14 protein-coding genes are annotated in these 13,736 nt (G+C 62.3%); all 14 read right to left on the bottom strand.

Features of this window, described 5'->3' with window-relative positions:
* Positions 1–21: 21 nt before the first annotated feature.
* Complete coding sequence (locus JK202_RS01465; protein ID WP_110581213.1) at positions 22–240, bottom strand: DUF2274 domain-containing protein; 219 nt, start codon at positions 238–240, stop codon at positions 22–24.
* Positions 237–1,433: a TrbI/VirB10 family protein gene (locus tag JK202_RS01470; protein ID WP_211557314.1), complete on the bottom strand. Its 1,197-nt coding sequence runs from the start codon at positions 1,431–1,433 to the stop codon at positions 237–239. Before JK202_RS01470 ends, JK202_RS01465 begins: the two co-directional genes overlap by 4 nt.
* Positions 1,430–2,431 carry a P-type conjugative transfer protein TrbG gene (trbG, locus tag JK202_RS01475; RefSeq protein ID WP_211557315.1) on the bottom strand — a complete coding sequence of 334 codons (1,002 nt, stop codon included), beginning with the start codon at positions 2,429–2,431 and terminating at the stop codon, positions 1,430–1,432. Before trbG ends, JK202_RS01470 begins: the two co-directional genes overlap by 4 nt.
* Positions 2,428–3,111 carry a conjugal transfer protein TrbF gene (trbF, locus tag JK202_RS01480; protein WP_211557316.1) on the bottom strand — a complete coding sequence of 228 codons (684 nt, stop codon included), beginning with the start codon at positions 3,109–3,111 and terminating at the stop codon, positions 2,428–2,430. The genes trbG and trbF overlap by 4 nt, the downstream gene beginning before the upstream one ends.
* Positions 3,112–3,116: 5 nt before the next feature.
* Entirely contained in the window at positions 3,117–4,511 is a 1,395-nt protein-coding gene (gene trbL, locus JK202_RS01485; RefSeq protein WP_211557318.1) for a P-type conjugative transfer protein TrbL, read from the bottom strand.
* Positions 4,512–4,516: 5 nt separating this feature from the next.
* On the bottom strand, positions 4,517–5,254 hold the full coding sequence (gene trbJ, locus JK202_RS01490; RefSeq protein ID WP_211557320.1) for a P-type conjugative transfer protein TrbJ: 738 nt from the start codon (positions 5,252–5,254) through the stop codon (positions 4,517–4,519).
* Complete coding sequence (gene trbE, locus JK202_RS01495; protein WP_211557322.1) at positions 5,251–7,692, bottom strand: conjugal transfer protein TrbE; 2,442 nt, start codon at positions 7,690–7,692, stop codon at positions 5,251–5,253. The genes trbJ and trbE overlap by 4 nt, the downstream gene beginning before the upstream one ends.
* A 13-nt stretch (positions 7,693–7,705) precedes the next feature.
* A complete protein-coding gene (locus JK202_RS01500) occupies positions 7,706–7,984 on the bottom strand; it encodes a VirB3 family type IV secretion system protein (RefSeq protein WP_211557324.1) in 279 nt (92 codons plus the stop codon).
* Complete coding sequence (locus tag JK202_RS01505) at positions 7,984–8,316, bottom strand: TrbC/VirB2 family protein (protein ID WP_211557325.1); 333 nt, start codon at positions 8,314–8,316, stop codon at positions 7,984–7,986. Before JK202_RS01505 ends, JK202_RS01500 begins: the two co-directional genes overlap by 1 nt.
* Positions 8,313–9,290, bottom strand: a complete 978-nt coding sequence (trbB, locus tag JK202_RS01510; RefSeq protein ID WP_211557326.1) for a P-type conjugative transfer ATPase TrbB — start codon at positions 9,288–9,290, stop codon at positions 8,313–8,315. Before trbB ends, JK202_RS01505 begins: the two co-directional genes overlap by 4 nt.
* A gap of 172 nt (positions 9,291–9,462) precedes the next feature.
* Entirely contained in the window at positions 9,463–9,900 is a 438-nt protein-coding gene (locus JK202_RS01515) for a CopG family transcriptional regulator (RefSeq protein WP_211557327.1), read from the bottom strand.
* A gap of 8 nt (positions 9,901–9,908) precedes the next feature.
* Positions 9,909–11,897, bottom strand: a complete 1,989-nt coding sequence (locus JK202_RS01520; RefSeq protein ID WP_211557328.1) for a conjugal transfer protein TraG — start codon at positions 11,895–11,897, stop codon at positions 9,909–9,911.
* 117 nt (positions 11,898–12,014) lie between these two features.
* Positions 12,015–12,311 (bottom strand): DNA -binding domain-containing protein, encoded by a 297-nt coding sequence (locus JK202_RS01525; RefSeq protein ID WP_211557329.1) that lies wholly within the window; start codon positions 12,309–12,311, stop codon positions 12,015–12,017.
* Positions 12,312–12,661: 350 nt separating this feature from the next.
* Positions 12,662–13,567 carry a LysR family transcriptional regulator gene (locus JK202_RS01530; protein ID WP_349291808.1) on the bottom strand — a complete coding sequence of 302 codons (906 nt, stop codon included), beginning with the start codon at positions 13,565–13,567 and terminating at the stop codon, positions 12,662–12,664.
* Between the last annotated feature and the right edge of the window lie 169 nt (positions 13,568–13,736).

Here is a 13,736-nt window from a genome sequence, read left to right on the forward strand (position 1 = left end):
CGTCGGTTTTTTATCTGATGTTCAATTTATCTTTCTTGCCTTCGCAAACCCTCGATCCGTAGCCATGAAACGCTCCAACATGGGCACAATGAGACGCACGGGATCAGCGGGGGCCTGCCCGGTTCCGCGACCCAAAATTTCGGCATAGGCGGCAAGATCACGATGTAAGGTGGCTGGCAGTTCCAGCGTGACCTTCACGGGCTTGTTGTTCTCAATCGGACCGAGCTTCAGCTTCGTCATGGTCGGAATTCCTTCTCTTTCCAGGGCTTGAGGATAAGGTCGCGATTCAGAATTAGCGTAAACGGCAGGCCGGGCCGGTCTCTCAGCGTCGGCTGAACGTTGAGGCTACGGTCAATCAAACGATTGCCGACCATGGAGAAACCATTGCTGGCACCGCTACGGATGGCCTGCATCAGGTTGTTCTCGTTCCATGACGTCCCGGCTTCGGAGCCGACGCTGAGCAGGGTAGTGACCAGCGCGGCTTTGAAAAGCTGGCCCCAATGGTTGTTCACCTCATCGGAAAGGCCGGACTGACCGGCCGCGTCACCGCCGGGCAGTTTCTCCAGTACTAAGCTCTCGTCGTTCGGGAAGATCAGCCGCGTCCAGATGATCTGCGTGCGCTGCTGTCCGAAGGAGACGCTGTTATTATAGGCCCCGAACAGGGTACTGCCCTGCGGGATCAGAAGATACCGCCCGGTCGGGCTGTCATAGACGTTCTGGGTCACATGGCCCACGATCTGACCCGGCAGGTCGGAACTGACCTTCGTATTCAATGCTCCGGCGATGACCGTTCCTGCCTGAAGGATATATGGGGACGCAGGCGACATAATCCGGTCCGGGCTGACCGTCGCACGGTCCGGCTGGCCTGCCAGAAAGGCGCGATTGCCAGGCTGCTGATCGGTTCCTACCGATGATGCCTGCGCTCCGGACACGGTCTGTCCCGGGACCGCCACCGCCTGTGTGCCCTGCCCCTCCCGGACCTCAATCTGCGCGAAGAGCCTACTGGTGCGCGCGGCCTCGATCTCCTGGTCGCCGCGACGATCCCCCATGCCGGGAACCGGTCCCGCACGTCCCTGCCGCTGCGCGTTGAGGATCGGCCTGCCCAGATCGCCGGGCAGAGGCTGCCCGAGCTTCGGTATATTGGTATAGTCGCTGGGCAAAGCCGACAGCCCGTCGGCCGAGGCGCGCGCGTCGGTATCCTGTGCCGCCTGAACCGGTCCTTTTGGCGTGTTGCTTTGCAGCGCGTAACCCAGCACGAGACCGATGGCGAGCATCCCAACCGCCCCCAGGGTCCAGATGACGGGGCGCGACAGCTTTACGACCGGCGGACGCTGCGCGCGCAGCCGTATATCTGGGGACGGCCCTGCTCCCGTCGCGCTCCCGTCGCCAGTAGCACTCCCGTCCTCATCCCGGCGTTCTTCCGCGCCGCTCATGACTTCCTGCCATCCGTGCGCACGATCCGCACACGCTGCTCGGACTGCTTGTCGCCCAGCCGCAACTCGGCTGCCGCGAACAGGCGATCGACGATCATCCAGTTCTGCCGGACCCGGTAATTGACCAGTTCCGGGCCGCCATCCGCCCCCAGCACAAAGAGCGGGGGCAGTTCGCCCTGCCCTATGCCAGCAGGAAAGGCGATATAGACCTTGCGACCATCATCGAACGCCCGGCCAGGCAGCCAGGGCGGTGTCCCGCCTTTCACCGGCTGGATGGTGTAACGGAAATTCAGCGCGTTCAGGTCCAGTCCCACATCCACAGGGGCAGCATCGTCGGCCGCACTGTCCTGCCGGTGCAGGGCGATCAGATCATCCTCGGGATAATCCCACGACACCGACGCCATGTAGGTGGCGGGGGTGGAGCGCAGTTCGGCCAGATAGGTCCGCCGATCGGTATTGATGATCAGGTTGGTGGTCAGGTCTGCCCGCGTCGGCTTGACCAGGATATGGATGCGTTTCGTCGTCCCTGCCCCGCTCTCGGTATCGCCAATGATCCAGCGTAACGTATCCCCGGCGGCGACCGGCCCGGTGCCGACCAGCTTCTCTCCCTGCTGGAGCATGATGTCGGTGATTTCACCGGGCGACGCATAGACCTGATAGAGCGCACCGGGGCTGTAGGGATAGACCTGCACCGCGTTGATGAACCCGGCTCGCGTGGGCTGGATGCGTGCCGCCAGATTGGCCTGCGTCACGCGCGCGGTCGGATCGGCGACTTCGGGGGCCGGATGTGTGACGCGTCGTGAGGGCAGCGGCTTGAGCTGCCCCGGCAGGGGAAACGGTCTGGGGACTTCCACCACCTGCACCGGTTTCGGCGGGTCCAGCAGACGTGTCGCCTGAACAGCGTCATCGTAGCGGATGACGGGCGGATGGTAATGCTGCGCGCATCCGGCCAGGGGCAGGATCAGCAACGGCAGGACACGAAGAGCGCGACGGATCATTGGCCAAGCTCCTTCGACCAGTTGATGGCGGAGACGTAGATGCCCAGAGGGTTTTTCCTGAGATGATCGGCATCACGGGGCGTGCGCAGAACGACCGAGACAATGGCGGTCCAGCGCTCGGTGCCGGTGAACGCGCCGTCGCGGTAATGACGCTCGGTCCAGGCGACGCGGAAGCTGCCGGGCGAAGCGCGGATCACCGAGGCGATGTCCACCTCGATCTGCTCATGCCCGATGCGCGAGAACGGATCATTGAGGCGGGCATAATCGTTAAGCGCCTGCGCACCCGACGTGGTGGTGAAATCATAGGCGCGGAGCCAGTTCTGCCGGATCACCACGGCATCGGACGACAGAGCGCGTACGTCGTGGACGAACTGCGCCAGATACCAGGCGATCTGCGGATCGGCGGGCATATAGCCCGCTGTCGCGGGGGCCACGACCTGCGCCTGGCCCAGACGGTCCACCTGCACCACCCACGGCGTGATGGTGCCGCGCGCGGACTGCCAGACCAGCCCAGCCCCGAGCCCGGCCGAGAGGAACAGGCTGCCGAACGCCATCAGCCGCCAGTTGCGGGCCTGCACGCGGGCGGACCCGATCCGGTCATCCCACGCCTGTGCCGCTTTCTGATAGGGTGTCACGGCCTCGGGCGTGGTCCCGTAGCGTGTGGTGGAGCGACGGAACATCGTCCTCATTCCTTTTCCGAGAGATCAATGGATGCCGAGCCACCGCCGCCATTGGCGGAGCGGATGACATGCGCCGCCTCGGCGGCATGGGCAGCGGCGTTACGGCGCTTCATCTTCTGCGCCCATCGGGGTGGCGTGCCTTCGGGACCAGAGCCGCCGCCGACGCCAGCATTACCTGATGGGCCGCCTGCCTGCCCGCCGTTCGCATCGGGCGATGACCCACCCGTAAAACGTCCGCCCGTCGCGGTGAAAGCGCCTCGCGCGCCCTCGCCGTAGCTCTGCTTCATGGCGGTCGCCGCGGACGACATTTTACTCTTCACGGCATTTGCGGCAGCACTGCCCGGTGCCTTCGCGACGCCGCCCAACCCCGCTGCCATACGGGCACCGGCACTCCCACCGGCAGCGTTCATGGCCCCCATGGAATAAGCCGTGTTGGCCGCTCCGGCGATCGCGGCACCGCCCCGCGCGGCGGCAGCGGTGGCACCAAGGGCGGCGGTACCGCCAGAGGCGACTGCCCCGACACCGGCGGCCGCAGCAGCACCCATCGCTCCCATCGCCATACCGGTGCCCACAGCCGTTCCCGCGCCAAGCTGTGGGGCGCCAGAGATCAGCCCGTTGGCTATGCTGCCGCCAAAAATGGACAAGCCGACGATTGAAAGTGACGCCAGCACCACCGAGACGGACTGCCCGATCGTGGGAACGTCGCTGCCGTAGGAGGTTGAGAACTGGGCGAACAAAACGGACGCGATGGCGGAGATCACCGCCAGCACCATGATCTTCACGCCAGATGACACGACATTGCCCAGCACCTTCTCGGCCAGAAAAGCGGTGCGGTTGAACAAGGCGAACGGGATCAGCACAAAGCCTGCCAGCGTGGTCAGCTTGAACTCGATCAGCGCGACAAAGAGCTGCACGGCGAGAATGAAGAACGCCGCCAGCACGATCAGCCAGGACAGGCAGAGCACGAAGATCTGGATGAAATTCGTAAAGAACGCGACAGGGCCAAGGAGATTGTGGACAGAGTCCAGTAAGGGCTGGGCCGCATCAAAGCCGGTGGAAGCCAGTCGGCCGGGCCGCAGGAAGTCTCCGAGCGCCAGACTGCCGCCACCGGCTTTCAGGCCAAGGGCTGCAAAACTGTCAAAGACAGTCTTCGACAGACTGGAAAAATTGCTGATCAGGAAGGAAAAGAATCCGATATACAGCGTCTTTTTCACCAGACGCTGGATGATGTCCTCATCCGCAGCCCAGGCCCAGAACAGGCCAGCCAGTACCATGTCCAGCACGGACAGTGTTCCGGCCAGTGAGATCACATTCCCCTTCACCAGACCGAAGCCGCTGTCGATGGTGGTGGTGAAGGTATTCAGGAAAGTGTCGATAACGCCCACATTGCCCATCGCCATGGCGGTCAATTCCCGCTGCTGCCGAACATGGACACTGCGCCGGGCACATAGGCATCATGTTGGGAGAAATGCTGATACTGCGCGTCACTTTCCGCTTCCGTCGCGGCATCGCGCGCCTGTTGCAGGGCGGTCGCCCGACCATTGGCGGCGAGTTCGGCCTGGATGTCGGACAATTGCCGGGATTGCAGGGCCAGAAGCTGATTGCCGGCCTGCGCCGCCTGCAACGCCCCGGTGGAGGTCTGGCTGGCCGACACAAGCTGTGTCATGGCGCTGCTATCAGAGGGAATGTTGCCCACCACCCGCGCCTGGAGCTTCAGGGCATCCTCAAACCCGCCCACGGAATTCTGCCAGCGTGTCTGCGTCTGGCTGAACAGGGCGCTATCGGACATGCCGGACGAGACGGACGTATACGCCTGCTGGTATTGCTGTTCGACGGACTGGACGCTGTAGGCAATATTCTGCGCCTGCGCAAGCAGTGCCGTCGTCTGGGAAATCGTTGATTGCAGCGTCGACAATGTCGAAAGCGGGAGGCTCGCCAGATTGCGACCCTGATTAACCAGCATCTGCGCCTGATTGGCCAGTGACGTGATCTGGTTGTCGATCTGCTGGAGCGTGCGTGCTGCGATCAGCACGTTCTCGACATGGTTCGCCCCGTCATAAACCGCCCACTGGGCATGGGCAGCCGGGGCAGCGGAAGCCGTAAAAGCAATGACCATAACGGCAGGAATCAGACGACATCTCATGGCATGCTCCCTTCCCGCAGAAGGTCTGCCGCCCATGACACGCCACGCGCGTCAAACCAGGCAGGGAGAAAACCGTCCCGCCCATGTTCCGCCAAAACCGCATCAATCAGCCTGTGATCGTCCTTGCCCGACGCCGCGCACAGGGCGAGTGCGACCGGCCCGAGCCCCAGTTCGAACAGCCGGTTCCCCCGCTGCGTCTGGCAGTAATACTCCCGCTTGGACGCCGCACGGGCGATGATCGCGATCTGCCGGTCATTCAGGCCGAAATCGCGATAGAGCGCCATGATCTGCGGCTCAATAGCCCGCTCGTTCGGCAGGAAGATCCGCGTCGGGCAGCTTTCCACCACAGCCGGCGCAATCGGAGAATTGGCGATATCGGACAGGGACTGCGTGGCAAAGATGACGCTGGCGTTCTTCTTACGCAGGGTTTTCAGCCATTCCCGGAGCTGGCCGGCGAAATCCCCGTCATCCAGGACCAGCCAGCCCTCGTCGATCACCAGCAGCGTCGGGTGGCCGTCCAGACGGCCTTCAATCCGATGGAACAGGTAGGACAGCACGGATGACGCCGCGCCCGAGCCGATCAACCCCTCGGTTTCGAACACCACCACATCGGCATCACCCAGTCGCTCGGCGTCCGCATCCAGCAGACGGTCATAGGGTCCGCCGAGGCAGTAGGGTGCGAGCGCCTGCTTCAGAGCGTTGGACTGGAGAAGTGCCACCAGACCGGAGATCGTGCGTTCATGGCCGGGCGATGACGCGAGGGAATTCAGGGCCGACCAGAGATGGGCTTTGACGTCCGGCGTCAGCGCCACGCCCTCGCCAACAAGGATCTGCCCCAGCCATTCGCTGGCCCATTTGCGTTCGTCAGGATCGTCAATCCGAAGCAGCGGCTGGAGTGATACACCACTACCCTGTTCTCCAGCGGCATCCTCCTCGGTCAGACCACCGCCGAGGTCATGCCAGTCCCCGCCCATCGCCAGCGTTGCCGCCCGCATGGACCCGCCAAAATCAAAGGCGAAAATCTGCGATCCCACATAGCGGCGGAACTGCAACGCCATCAGCGCCAGCAGGACGGATTTGCCCGCTCCTGTCGGTCCTGCGATCAGCGTATGACCGACATCGCCGATATGCAGGGAAAACCGGAATGGTGTCGCCCCCGCCGTTTTTCCGTAGAACAGCGGCGGAGCCCTGAAATGCCCATCCTGTTCCGGCCCCGCCCAGACGGCCGACAGCGGGATCATATGCGCGAGGTTCAACGTCGAGACCGGGGGCTGACGCACATTGGCGTAGACATGCCCCGGCAGAGATCCCAGCCACGCTTCCACCGCGTTGAGGCTTTCCGTCATGCAGGTGAAGTCGCGCCCCTGGATGATCTTCTCGACCAGCCGAAGCTTCTCGGTTGCGATACTGGCGCTACCATCCCAGACCGTGACCGTGGCAGTGATGTAAGCCTGTCCGACGTCATCGGCGCCCAGCGACTGCAACGCCAGATCGGCGTCGGCCGCCTTGTTGGCAGCATCATTATCCACCAGCACCGAGGCCTCGTTAGTCATCACCTCGCGGACAATGGCTGCGATGCTCTTACGTTTTGCGAACCACTGCCGCCGGATTTTCGTCAGCACCTTCGTGGCGTCCGTCTTGTCGAGCAGGATGGCGCGGGTGGACCAGCGATAGGGCATCGCCAGGCGGTTCAGGTCGTCCAGAATTCCGGGAAAGGTGCGGCTGGGGAAACCGGCGATCGCCAGGGTCTTGAGGAAGGCATCGCCGAGCTTTGGTTCCAGGCCGCCCGAGAGCGGCTGGTCCACCAACAGGGCATCGAGGTGCATCGGAATTTCCGGCACGCGGACCCGCTGGTTACGGGTGGAGATGGTCGAATGCAGATAGGTCAGCGTCTCGCCGTCATCGAGCCAGACGGCCTCGGGCATGAACCCGTCCAGCAGAGCTAGCAGCCGATCACTGCGATCGATGAAGGCTTTCAGCATACCGTGCGGGTCCGGCCCGTCCCGTTCCCTGCCTTCATAGAGAAAACGCTCGGCACGCCCGGAAGATTCCGCAGGTGGCAGCCAGACCAGGGTCAGGAAATATCGGCTCTCGAAATGCGCGCCCTCATCTTCGAAGGCTTCCCGGCGCTCAAGGTCCACCATGTGCGAGGCGGCATCCGGGAAATCGCTCTCGGGATAGAGCGTGGCCGGAACGCGCTGCGCTTCCACGAACACCGCCCAGCCAGAGCCCAGACGCCGCAGGGCATTGTTCAGGCGTCCCGTCACACCCACCAGTTCGGCGGGCGTGGCGCTATCGAGATCCGGACCGCGTATCTTTGCCGTGCGCTGAAAGCTGCCGTCCTTGTTCAGGACAACGCCTTTCTCAACGAGCGCGGCCCACGGCAGAAAATCGGACAGGAGGACAGCGCGGTTGCGATATTCGCCAAGCGACATCATGGCCCTGCCCTCCCTACGCGCGGAGCCAGGCGGGGTAGCGGAGATGCCGCCGTCCCACCTCGACGAACAGCGGATCGCGCTTCGCTCCCCAGACCGCGAGCGTGTGCCCGATGATCCAGAACACGGCCCCGACCAGCCAGAGCCGCAGACCCAGTGAGATGGCAGCTCCCAGTGTGCCGTTGGCGATAGCCAGAGTCCGGGGTGCGCCGCCCAGCAGGATCGGGTCGGTCAGGGAGCGATGTGCCGGGACATGAAAACCCGGCACCGCATCATCGTCATATCCGGCGGCCATCAGATCAGTGCTCCACCGGAGAAGGAGAAGAACGACAGGAAGAAGCTCGATGCCGCAAAAGCGATGGACAGGCCGAAAACGATCTGGATCAGGCGGCGGAACCCGCCCGAGGTTTCGCCAAAGGCCAGGGTCAGGCCGGTCACGGTAATGATGATCACCGACACAATGCGTGCCACTGGCCCCTGCACGGATTCCAGGATCTGGTTGAGCGGTTCCTCCCACGGCATGTCCGACCCGGACGCCAAGGCCGAGGAGCACCATGCGATAGACAGCAGCAGCATGGCGGAAAGGACAGGCGCGTGCCGACGCACGCGAAACAGCGCGAGGTTCATTGGGGTTCTCCCGAATGCTGGAAGGGATGGATGCAATAAGCGCCGGTAGCGGGGTCGAGCCCGTCCACGGTAGCGAGTTCGGACAACCGGCGCTGCGTGCCCCGCCCGGAGAGGACAGCGATCACGTCGATCGTTTCGGCAATCAGGGCGCGGGGCACCGTGACCACGATCTCCTGGATCAGTTGCTCCATGCGGTGCAGTGCGCCGATGGCGGTGCCAGCGTGAAGCGTGCCAATGCCGCCGGGATGGCCCGTGCCCCACGCCTTGAGCAGGTCGAGCGCCTCGGGACCGCGCACCTCGCCGATCGGGATACGGTCTGGTCGCAGACGCAAAGCCGAGCGGACCAACTCGGACAGGGTGACGATGCCGTCCCTTGTGCGCAGGGACACGAGGTTGGGTGCCGCGCATTGCAACTCCCGCGTATCCTCGATCAGCACGACCCGGTCGTCGGTTTTCGCGACCGCCGCCAGCAGCGCATTGACCAGCGTGGTCTTGCCCGTCGATGTGCCGCCCGCGACGAGGATATTCTTTCTCTCGGCAACGGCCTGGCGCAGGAAATCCGCCTGCCCCACCGTCATGATCCCGGTGGCGACATAATCATCGAGAGTGAACACGGCAACGGCGGGCTTGCGGATGGCGAAGCTCGGAGCCGTCACCACAGGCGGCAGCAATCCCTCGAACCGCTCACCGGTCGGCAGTTCTGCGGATACGCGCGGTGCTGTTTCATGCACCTCCGCCCCGACATGGTGCGCGACCAGGCGCACGATGCGCTCGGCATCGGCGGGTATGATGACGTCGCCCGTGTCGGACAGGCCCTCGGACAGACGGTCGACCCACAGCCGCCCGTCGGGGTTGAGCATGACCTCGACCACGGCGGGGTCGGCAAGGTGCCCCGCGATCGCCGGTCCCATCGCCGTGCGCAGCATCGAGATGCCGCGTGCCTGGCTTTCCGAATTATGGTGCGAAACCGCCATCTACCCCCCGCTCGAACGGGACCGGAACAGACGATCCCCACATGGGGATGATTAAAAGAAGGCCATTTCGGCTCGATTCAACAACTATTCCGAACCGTGCGGTCATCGCGTGCAAACGGCGGCGTTCGGCGGGATTGACGATTCCTTTTGGCAGCCCCACGCAATCTGACGATTACTGGGGGTCTTCACCACCATTGCGCCGCGTGTCGATGTCCCGCGACAGTTCCCTGAGAAAGCGATCTCCAGTGGCCAGTTTCCGCCCGAGCGATTGCAGGAAACCCTCGAACCGCTCGACGCCTTTCGCCCTGGCGGATGCCTGGGCACTGTCAGGCAGTGGCGGGGTGACGGTCAGCCAGAAACGGATGAACAGTGCCAGCGTCTCGCCCATAATGGCGACGTCTTCGTCCATCCCGGCAATCTGGCGATCGATCCTGTCCATGCGTCGGGCGAATGCCGCCTCCAGCCGCTCTGAGGCATCGGCCGAAAGAAAGGACGCGACGGCTGCCTCGATCACCGCCGATTTCGAGACGTTGCGCCGCAACGCCAGCGCCTCGACCTGTTTCAGAAGCTCCGGCTCGAAATAGACGTTCATGCGGGTCTTGCTCGACATGGGCGTCCTCACAGATCGAGGCCATCGGCCGGGTCCATCGTTGCCTGCCGCGCAACGGAGCGGGCCTGCTGGCGTATGGTGCGCGCTTTGGCAGCATCGACATCCGGCTCGTCGTCGAGCACATCGAACTCCTGCACGCCCGGAGGCTCGGGCGGCACGACGTCCTCATGCTCCGGCAATTCCGGTTCGCGGCGGATGCCGGCATTGGCGGGATCGCCATCAGCTCCCATGTTGCTAGCCGGTTCTGGCCCTTCTGATGGAGCTTCCACCTCCATCGCCGACCAATCATCGGACGGGGGAGCGGACCGGCGTTTCGTTCCTGTCGCGGGTGGCGGCAGGACACGCTCCATGAACCGCGCATCCTCGTAATAACGCGCCTTCTTCGCGCGAACGGGCGCCACACCCGCGACCAGCAGCAATTCATCGGTCGGTGGAAGCTGCATCACTTCGCCGGGCGTGAGCAGTGGCCGTGCCGTCTCCTGTCGCGACACCATGAGATGCCCGAGCCAGGGTGACAGCCGGTGGCCGGCATAATTGGTGGAATCGCGCATTTCTGTCGCGGTGCCGAGGGCATCCGACACCCGCCGGGCGGTACGCTCGTCGTTGGTGGCGAAAGCGACGCGGACATGACAGTTGTCGAGAATGCTGTTGGTCGCACCGTAAGCTTTTTCGATTTGGTTCAGACTCTGCGCAATCAGGAAGGATTTGATCCCGTAACCCGCCATGAAGGCCAGCGCGCTCTCGAAGAAATCGAGACGGCCGAGGGCGGGAAACTCATCAAGCATCAGCAGCAACCGGTGCCGATGGGCCGAAACATGCAGATCCTCCGTCAACCGCCGGCCGATCTGGTTCAGGATCAGGCGGATCAGCGGCTTGGTGCGGGCGATATCGGATGGCGGCACGACGAGGTAGAGACTGGCGGGCTGACGACCTGACACCAGATCCGCGATACCCCAGTCGCATCGTGCCGTCACCTTCGCCACCACAGGGTCGCGATAGAGGCCCAGGAACGACATGGCGGTGGAAAGAACGCCCGACCGTTCGTTGTCACTCTTGTTCAGCAGTTCCCGCGCCGATGACGCGATGACCGGATGCACGCCCGCCTTGCCGAGATGCAGCGTGGACATCATGGCACGCAGCGTCGCCTCCACCGGCCGCTTCGGATCGGAGAGGAAATTGGCGACACCAGCCAGCGTCTTGTCCGGCTCGGCATAGAGGACATGCAGGATCGCACCCACCAGCAGGGAGTGCGAGGTCTTCTCCCAATGGTTGCGCCGGTCCAGCGCGCCTTCGGGATCGACGAGGATATCGGCGATGTTCTGGACGTCGCGGACCTCCCTGTCGCCACGCCGGACCTCCAGCAGCGGGTTGTAGGGCGATGAAGCCGGATCGGTCGGGTCGAACAGCAACACACGCCCGTGCCGCGCACGAAACCCGGCGGTCAGCCCCCAGTTCTCGCCCTTGATGTCATGAACGATGGCCGAGCCCGGCCAGGTCAACAGCGTGGGCACGACCAGCCCGACGCCTTTGCCCGAACGGGTCGGGGCGAAGCACAGGACATGCTCGGGACCATTATGCCGAAGATAGTCCCGATCCCACCGGCCCAGCACCACGCCGTCGGGGTCGAGCAGCCCGGCTTCCTTCACTTCACCGACCTCCGCCCAGCGGGCCGAGCCGTATGTGGCGACGTTGTGGGCCTCCCGCGCCCGAAGTATGGACAAGCCGATGGCCACCACGATGGCGATGAGGCCGCCGGACGAGGCGATATATCCGCCCGTCACGAAGATCGACGGCGCGTAGGCGTCGTAGAAATACCACCACCAGAAGAAGGCCGGCGGATAGTAGAACCGCCAGCCCGCCACCATGAACCAGGGGACACCAAGCTGGGACTGAAAGCTGAGACGCCAGGCCGTCCATTCCGTCGCACTCCAGATGGCGACGAAGACGATCAGCAGAACGAGGGCGACCTGCCCCCACAGGACACGGCTTCCGGACATCGGGGCTCCAATCGGCTTGGCGAATGAAACCGATCAGAGAAGGGGCGACCCAGCGGCAGGCAATATATAATGAGTCGCGATCGTACCACCGGATACCATGGCGAAGAAAAAGGACGGTCAGTGCCGGGTTGCGCGGGCGTCGATCACGGCCTTTTCGAGAATCTTCCGATAACCGATTTTCGTCATCCATTGCGCACGGGCGAGATGGCTTTCCCAGCAGGTGCGCGTGCGCTCTGCGTCCGCCGGATCACGATGCAGCACGATCTGCGCCACCTCCGTCCAGTCGGCCCGATCCGCCTCGGCATCGAGCAGGCGGAGATAGGTGATGAAATGCACTTCGTCATAGGTCGTGATCTCCGGCACGGTCGGGGCCAGGTCATCGACATCGGGGGCCAGTTCGGGCCTTGCTGTCATCCGACAGCGCTCCAGCAGGATTGCAGCCAACCATGTCCTAAAATGGGATAATCCCAAATCAGGATTATTGGAACAGCTCCGCAACCCGTCGGAGAGCGTTCCGCATGAAGAAATCCTTGCGCACACCCCGGCAGCTTTTGCTGCAATCACTTCTTACAGAAGCGCGCAAGACTTGGGACATGACGCAGGTGGAACTGGCCGATTGCACTGGCCTGAGCACCAGCTATCTCGGACGCTCGAACGCACGGACATATCGGCAAGCGTTACGATCCTGGAAAAGATTGCATAGGCACTCGACGTGGAACCGGGGGCTTATTGAAAACTGTCCCGTCCTGCTTGCATTAAAAGGATCATTTTGTGGCTAGATTGAGCATGTGCAACAATGCTGGGTTACGATTATGTGGCGACCATATAACATTAAAATGTGCCTCTTCAGGCTCATCAACAATCGTCCGGAACACAACACCAGGAAATGGTATATATGTTGCCGCCTTACTGACGAGCGTAATGCCCTCACCAGCAGCAACCATAGCCATCAGCGTATCTCGTGCGACATTGCAACGGTGAATACGCGAACTGCGCTTCCGTTCACTAATGCGACGTACGACGTGTTCGAATATTTTCGGCCCAGCCCCGCCATGACGGACAAGGAAGGTTTCGTCGGCGAGTTCGATCCATGTGATAATTTCCTGTTCTGCCAATGGATGATCTGTCGGCAGAACCACCATGACCGGCTCAGACCAAAGTTCACGGGAATGACAGTCGGGGGAATTCACTGCGCCAAGGATGAAAGCCATGCCGAGCGTACCTTCCCGGACTAGAGCGATTATTTCTGACTCATTTCCCTCCAACACAGACTGTCTAATCATCGGGTAGTTCGTGCGGAATTTACGGCGCAGATCGGCAAGAAAGCCGGTAGAAATTGGACTATATAGTCCAATCGACAGATGTCCTTCTGCACCGTCCATCAATGCGCCTACCGTGCGCACAGCATGATCGATTTTTGCAATGCCAGTCGATACCTCGGCAACGAAGCAACGCCCAGCATTGGTTAGCCGGACACCACGATGTCGTCGTTCGAAAAGCATGACACCGAGAGCATCTTCCAATCCCTTGATCCGGGCGCTGACACTTGATTGTGTCGTACCAAGTACAGTTGCTGCTTGACGAAAATTCAATACCTCAGCCACGATAACCGCGTGTCGAAGCGAAATTAAGGAAATATTGCGGATAACATTGAGATGTTCGCTTGGCACATTCCGTCGTATTTTCGTCCTACCCCACCGCATTAGAAATTCTTTTCACGTAGCAGGCGCAACATCGTTAACCTGAGCGATAAAACGCTGGGCTGATACATCGCAGTTTCAGCTTATCAGCAGGCTACATTGAGAACATTCTCCCGATTAATCTCTGCGAACTCACGCC

It is taken from the genome of Gluconobacter sp. Dm-62 (assembly GCF_018256155.1).
Taxonomy (GTDB): domain Bacteria; phylum Pseudomonadota; class Alphaproteobacteria; order Acetobacterales; family Acetobacteraceae; genus Gluconobacter.

Bases quoted from the DNA above. Each gene is read 5' to 3' on its own strand.
- JK202_RS01505 (WP_211557325.1), bottom strand. From the start codon at position 8,316: ATGAACCTCGCGCTGTTTCGCGTGCGTCGGCACGCGCCTGTCCTTTCC.
- JK202_RS01500 (WP_211557324.1), bottom strand. From the start codon at position 7,984: ATGGCCGCCGGATATGACGATGATGCGGTGCCGGGTTTTCATGTCCCG.
- JK202_RS01515 (WP_211557327.1), bottom strand. From the start codon at position 9,900: ATGTCGAGCAAGACCCGCATGAACGTCTATTTCGAGCCGGAGCTTCTG.
- trbE (WP_211557322.1), bottom strand. From the start codon at position 7,692: ATGATGTCGCTTGGCGAATATCGCAACCGCGCTGTCCTCCTGTCCGAT.
- trbJ (WP_211557320.1), bottom strand. From the start codon at position 5,254: ATGAGATGTCGTCTGATTCCTGCCGTTATGGTCATTGCTTTTACGGCT.
- JK202_RS01525 (WP_211557329.1), bottom strand. From the start codon at position 12,311: ATGACAGCAAGGCCCGAACTGGCCCCCGATGTCGATGACCTGGCCCCG.
- trbF (WP_211557316.1), bottom strand. From the start codon at position 3,111: ATGTTCCGTCGCTCCACCACACGCTACGGGACCACGCCCGAGGCCGTG.
- JK202_RS01520 (WP_211557328.1), bottom strand. From the start codon at position 11,897: ATGTCCGGAAGCCGTGTCCTGTGGGGGCAGGTCGCCCTCGTTCTGCTG.
- JK202_RS01470 (WP_211557314.1), bottom strand. From the start codon at position 1,433: ATGAGCGGCGCGGAAGAACGCCGGGATGAGGACGGGAGTGCTACTGGC.
- trbB (WP_211557326.1), bottom strand. From the start codon at position 9,290: ATGGCGGTTTCGCACCATAATTCGGAAAGCCAGGCACGCGGCATCTCG.
- trbG (WP_211557315.1), bottom strand. From the start codon at position 2,431: ATGATCCGTCGCGCTCTTCGTGTCCTGCCGTTGCTGATCCTGCCCCTG.
- trbL (WP_211557318.1), bottom strand. From the start codon at position 4,511: ATGGCGATGGGCAATGTGGGCGTTATCGACACTTTCCTGAATACCTTC.
- JK202_RS01465 (WP_110581213.1), bottom strand. From the start codon at position 240: ATGACGAAGCTGAAGCTCGGTCCGATTGAGAACAACAAGCCCGTGAAG.